Annotated in this window: 4 protein-coding genes and 2 pseudogenes; 5 read left to right on the top strand and 1 reads right to left on the bottom strand. The window is 57.5% G+C overall.

The genetic code is table 11. From position 1 onward, the window contains the following. Positions 1-203: 203 nt before the first annotated feature. From B9Z45_RS16440 to B9Z45_RS16420, 5 genes and pseudogenes are all read left to right on the top strand, one after another. The gene (locus tag B9Z45_RS16440) at positions 204-866 is read left to right on the top strand and encodes a CsgG/HfaB family protein (protein ID WP_108408277.1); all 663 of its coding nucleotides are present in this window, start codon (positions 204-206) and stop codon (positions 864-866) included. Positions 867-874: 8 nt separating this feature from the next. Further along, positions 875-1,264, top strand: a complete 390-nt coding sequence (locus B9Z45_RS16435) for a DUF4810 domain-containing protein (protein WP_233252246.1) — start codon at positions 875-877, stop codon at positions 1,262-1,264. A gap of 14 nt (positions 1,265-1,278) precedes the next feature. Continuing rightward, on the top strand, positions 1,279-1,956 hold the full coding sequence (locus B9Z45_RS16430; protein ID WP_108408275.1) for a DUF799 domain-containing protein: 678 nt from the start codon (positions 1,279-1,281) through the stop codon (positions 1,954-1,956). A 157-nt stretch (positions 1,957-2,113) separates the two neighbouring features. Further along, complete coding sequence (locus tag B9Z45_RS16425) at positions 2,114-4,012, top strand: glutamine--tRNA ligase/YqeY domain fusion protein (RefSeq protein WP_108408274.1); 1,899 nt, start codon at positions 2,114-2,116, stop codon at positions 4,010-4,012. A 261-nt stretch (positions 4,013-4,273) separates the two neighbouring features. Next, a pseudogene (locus B9Z45_RS16420) lies at positions 4,274-4,543 on the top strand (hypothetical protein); the annotation flags it as partial. Positions 4,544-4,608: 65 nt separating this feature from the next. Here the strand turns inward: B9Z45_RS16420 and B9Z45_RS16415 are convergent. Continuing rightward, positions 4,609-4,738, bottom strand: a pseudogene (locus tag B9Z45_RS16415) (IS5/IS1182 family transposase); the annotation flags it as partial.

Here is a 4,738-nt window from a genome sequence, read left to right as displayed (position 1 = left end):
CGCATCGTGAAAAGGCTCTCGGTGAAGGTGTCAGCGCCGCGCATCATGTGTCCGTGTAGTTGCTCAACAATTAACGTTTCTCAGGGGCTCGGCGTGGACCTAAACATGGGAGTATTTCAGCAGCCTGTTAAATAAAATTTAAAAATTATTTAAGTATTTAAGTTTTAAAAATACAATTTAGGGTTTACACAGAAATTACTGACATGAAAAAACTCTTACTTCTTTCACTGGCCACAATGACCTTGACCGCTTGCGTCCAGGAAGAATCACGCACCCTGCCCATTCAAAAAGTGGAATCAGCAGCTCGCCCTCATGTGGGCGTTCGCATACCCGTGTCGGTGGGCAAGTTTGACAACCGCTCGTCCTTCATGCGCGGGGTATTCTCCAACAGCGAAGACCGCATGGGCAGCCAGGCACAAACCATCCTGGTCACTCACCTGCAGCAAAGCCTGCGCTTCAATGTGCTCGACCGTTCGGTCATGAGCGAGATCAAACAAGAAGCCGAGTTCAAAAAACAAAGCCAAAACATCAAAGGTGCCGACTACGTGGTCACAGGTGACGTGACAGAGTTTGGTCGCAAAGACGTGGGCGATCGCCAGCTGTTTGGCATCCTGGGCCGCGGCAAAACACAAATTGCTTACGCCAAAGTCAACCTCAACATTGTCAACACCCTCACCTCCGAAGTGGTTTACTCCTCTCAAGGCGCGGGCGAATACAGCCTGTCCGAGCGCGAAGTCATTGGCTTTGGCAGCACCGCAGGCTATGACGCCACCTTGAACGGCAAGGTGCTCGACCTGGCCATCCGCGACGCCGTGAACAACTTGGTCAGTGGCATCGAAAAAGGCGCGTGGCGTCCGGCCCTGTGAACAGCCCCATGAGCACACACACACAACCGGCCCAACGCATGCCTGCCTGCCGCAAAACCCTGGCCCTACTGGTCACCGTGCTGACCCTGACGGGCTGTGCCAACAAGGCCCCACCCTTGCTCTATGGCTGGAGCGGCTACGAAAAAAACCTCGACACCTACTTTCGCGCAGACAGCGAAAGTCTGGACACCCAGGCCAAGCGGATGGAAGACGACCTTCAAAAAATGCGCGCCGCAGGCCAAGCCCTCCCACCGGGTTACCAGGCCCACCTGGCCTTACTGCATGGCAAGCAAGGCGACATGGCCCGCTTCCAGCAACACCTGCAAGCCGAAAAAGTCCAATTCCCAGAGTCTGAAACCTTTGTGGATTTCTTGCTGCGCAAATTCAAATCCAACTGAGCCCAGCACCAGACATGAAAAACTCCCTCAAACTCTTGGCCGCTGCGTTGGCCGTGGTGGTGCTCAGTGGCTGCGCCACCAAAGCGCCAGCGCCCTACGACTACACCGAATACAAACTCAGCGACCCCAAGTCAATCTTGGTGCTGCCCCCTATCAACAAAACTCCCGAAGTCCGTGCGCCCTACAGCATGCTGGCCCAGGTGACGTTCCCGCTTGCCGAATCGGGTTACTACGTGTTGCCCGTCTCGCTGGTTGACGAAACCTTGAAAGAAAACGGCGTCACCCAGGCTCAAGACGCACACGAACTGCCCACTGCCAAACTGCGCGAAATTTTTGGTGCCGATGCAGCGCTCTACATCACCATGACCAAATACGGCACGGTCTACCAAGTGCTGGACAGCAACACCACCGTCACGGCAGAAGCCCGCTTGGTCGACCTGAAAACCGACAAAGTACTTTGGACCGGCAATGCCTCGGCCAGCACCGCTGAGCAGCAAAATCAAAACCAAGACGGCTTAGCAGGCATGCTCATCACGGCCATCGTCAAGCAAATCGTAGGCTCCGTCACCGACCAAAGCCACCCCATGGCAGGTATGGCCAGTCAGCGCTTGCTGTCGGCGGGGCGCCTTCATGGCCTGCTACACGGACCACGCTCGCCCCGCTACAACAAAGATGCCGACAAACCTCGTTAAGCCGATGAGATGAGATGAGATGGGTTGACTTGGCGCGGCGCAAGCAGCACCTTCACCTCGGTGGTCTGCCTCCAGCTTTGCCCATTGCGCAGCTGGGGGAAGTAAGCTGACAGAAACAGCCCAAACGCAGCGCCTGCACCCCCTAAAATCAAGCGCTATGACCTCTCCCACCGACAAAGCCACCGCAACCGCTGCCGCTGAACACAAAGTCAGCAACTTCCTGCGCCAGATCATCGAAAGCGACCTGGCCAAAGGCACCTATGCCAGCCGCCGCTGGGCCGGCAGCCCTGGCGACGCCGCGCACCATGCTGCAGGCCAACCCGATCCGGCCAAGATCCGCACCCGCTTTCCACCCGAGCCCAACGGCTACTTGCATGTGGGCCATGCCAAAAGCATTTGCATCAACTTTGGGCTGGCCAAGGAATACGGTGGCGTCTGCCATCTGCGCTTTGACGACACCAACCCCGAGAAGGAAGACACCGAGTACGTCAATTCCATCATTGACGCCGTGAAGTGGCTCGGGTTTGACTGGGCCCAAATGGACCAAGCCGTGGGCCAAGCCCAAGGCGCAGCCGCATCCCGTGACGGCAGCGCTGCGCCCTACCAGGCCAGCGACTACTTCGACTTCATGTACCGCGCCGCCGAGGCGCTGATCGAAGCCGGCCATGCGTATGTAGACGAGCAAAGCGCCGAAGACATGCGCGCCAACCGGGGCGACTTTGGCAAGCCCGGTGTGGACAGCCCCTTTCGCAGCCGCTCCGTGGCAGAAAACCTGGCGCGCTTCCGCGAAATGCGCGATGCCAAGCTGCCTGATGGCGCCGCCGTGCTGCGCGCCAAGATCGACATGGCCTCGCCCAACATCAACCTGCGCGACCCCGCCATTTACCGCATTCGCCGCGCCACCCACCACAACACCGGCGACAAATGGTGCATCTACCCGATGTACACCTTTGCCCATCCGATCGAAGACGCGCTGGAGCAAATCACCCACAGCCTGTGTACGTTGGAGTTTGAAGACCAGCGCCCGTTTTACGACTGGTTGATGGAGCGCCTGTGCGAGCCTCGGACACTCCCCGACGGGCGGGTAGTGGGCGGCCTGCTGGCCGCACCCAGCCCCAAACAATACGAATTTGCCCGCCTGAACCTGACCTATGTGATCACCAGCAAACGCAAGCTAGCGCAACTGGTGAATGAAGGCAAAGTGAGTGGCTGGGACGACCCGCGCATGCCCACCATCGTGGGCCTGCGCCGCCGAGGCTACACGCCGGAGAGCCTGCGCCTGTTTGCCGACCGCATTGGCGTGACCAAAAGCGACAGCTGGATTGACTACAGCACGCTTGAAGGCTGCCTGCGCGAAGACCTGGAAAACAAAGCCCACCGCGGCATGGCCGTGCTCGACCCCGTAAAGCTGGTGCTGACCAACTGGGCCGAAGCCTTTGGCAGCGATGGCTACCTGGAGGACTGCAGCCAACCCGCCCTGCCCCACAGCGCCATCGCAGAAGGGCAAACACCCCCAGCAGACCGCCGCTTCAAGATCGGCAAAGAGGTCTGGATCGAGCGCGAAGACTTTGAAGAAGTGCCGCCCAAGGGCTACAAAAGATTGTTCCCCGGCAACGTGGTGCGCCTGAAGGGCGGCTACGTGATCGAATGCACCGGCTGCGTGCGCGACGCGGCAGGACGCGTGACCGAAGTGCAAGCCAAAGTGATCCCCGGCACCAAGAGCGGCACGCCCGGCGCCGACAGCGTCAAAGCCAAAGCCGCCATCACCTGGGTGAGCGTCGCCGACGGCGTAGAGGCGCAAGTGCGCTTGTACGACCGCCTGTTCATGGACGCACAACCCGATGCAGGCGGCAAAGACTTCTTGCTATCACTCAACCCCGAAAGCCTGAAAGTGGTGACCGCGTATGTGGAGCCATCACTGGCAAAAGCGCAGCCGGACCAGAAGTTTCAGTTTGAGCGCTTTGGGTACTTTGTGGCGGATCGGGCTGACCATGTGGCTGGGACGAAACCGGTGTTTAACCGGGTGACGGGGTTGAAGGACAGCTGGGGTAAGTGACGCCACAGCCGGTGCTGGGCTAGATCACAGCCCAGCACCTGATCGGGTCAGGCTATTGCGAAATTTGAAAAATTCGATAAAAAATCGATTTTATTGATTCTTTAAAATTAATTTAAAACTCAATAGTGCATTTAAAAACTCATTCAACGGGTTAACATCCAGCGCACACGACATCGCTAAACGGCGCTACGCAATGGACCCGAACAATTGACTGCATCTCACATGCCTAGGGCACTCAAGCCTCTTCGCCAGAACTCATATCTGCGCCTGTACGACCGCTTGTTTGCCGAAGCGCATCATGACGCTGGCGGCAAATACTCTTTGCAAATCCTCAACCCAGACAGCCTGAAAGTGGTGACGGCGTGTGTGGAGTCGTCACTGGCTCAAGCGCAGCCTGACCAGAAGTTTTTGTTTGAGCGGCTTGGATATTTTGTTGTAAATAGCCTTAACAGGCTGCTGAAATACCCCATTCGCGAGCGCAATTTCGCCCCGCATGGTTTTGATTTTTTTGATTTTCCTTTCGCATTCTGATATTCCCTTCGTTTTTTGTTCGCCTTGGCCCACTTGTAAGCCCATTTCGGGGCTTTTTCTGCCCCTCACGCCCCCTGCTGACGGATTTGCCCCAAGGTGCGCATGCGCGTGAGGTTATAGGCGGTCATCGTCAGCACAAACATCTGATCGACTTTCTCCAGCCCCCGCACCATCACCTGCGCCATGTGGCCCACC

Source organism: Limnohabitans sp. 2KL-17, from assembly GCF_003063415.1.
GTDB lineage: Bacteria > Pseudomonadota > Gammaproteobacteria > Burkholderiales > Burkholderiaceae_C > Limnohabitans_A.
This window is presented reverse-complemented; position numbering and strand designations above follow the sequence as displayed.

What these genes read in the sequence shown, in the direction of transcription:
- B9Z45_RS16440 (WP_108408277.1), top strand. Translation starts at nt 204, where the DNA reads ATGAAAAAACTCTTACTTCTTTCACTGGCCACAATGACCTTGACCGCT.
- B9Z45_RS16430 (WP_108408275.1), top strand. Translation starts at nt 1,279, where the DNA reads ATGAAAAACTCCCTCAAACTCTTGGCCGCTGCGTTGGCCGTGGTGGTG.
- B9Z45_RS16435 (WP_233252246.1), top strand. Translation starts at nt 875, where the DNA reads ATGAGCACACACACACAACCGGCCCAACGCATGCCTGCCTGCCGCAAA.
- B9Z45_RS16425 (WP_108408274.1), top strand. Translation starts at nt 2,114, where the DNA reads ATGACCTCTCCCACCGACAAAGCCACCGCAACCGCTGCCGCTGAACAC.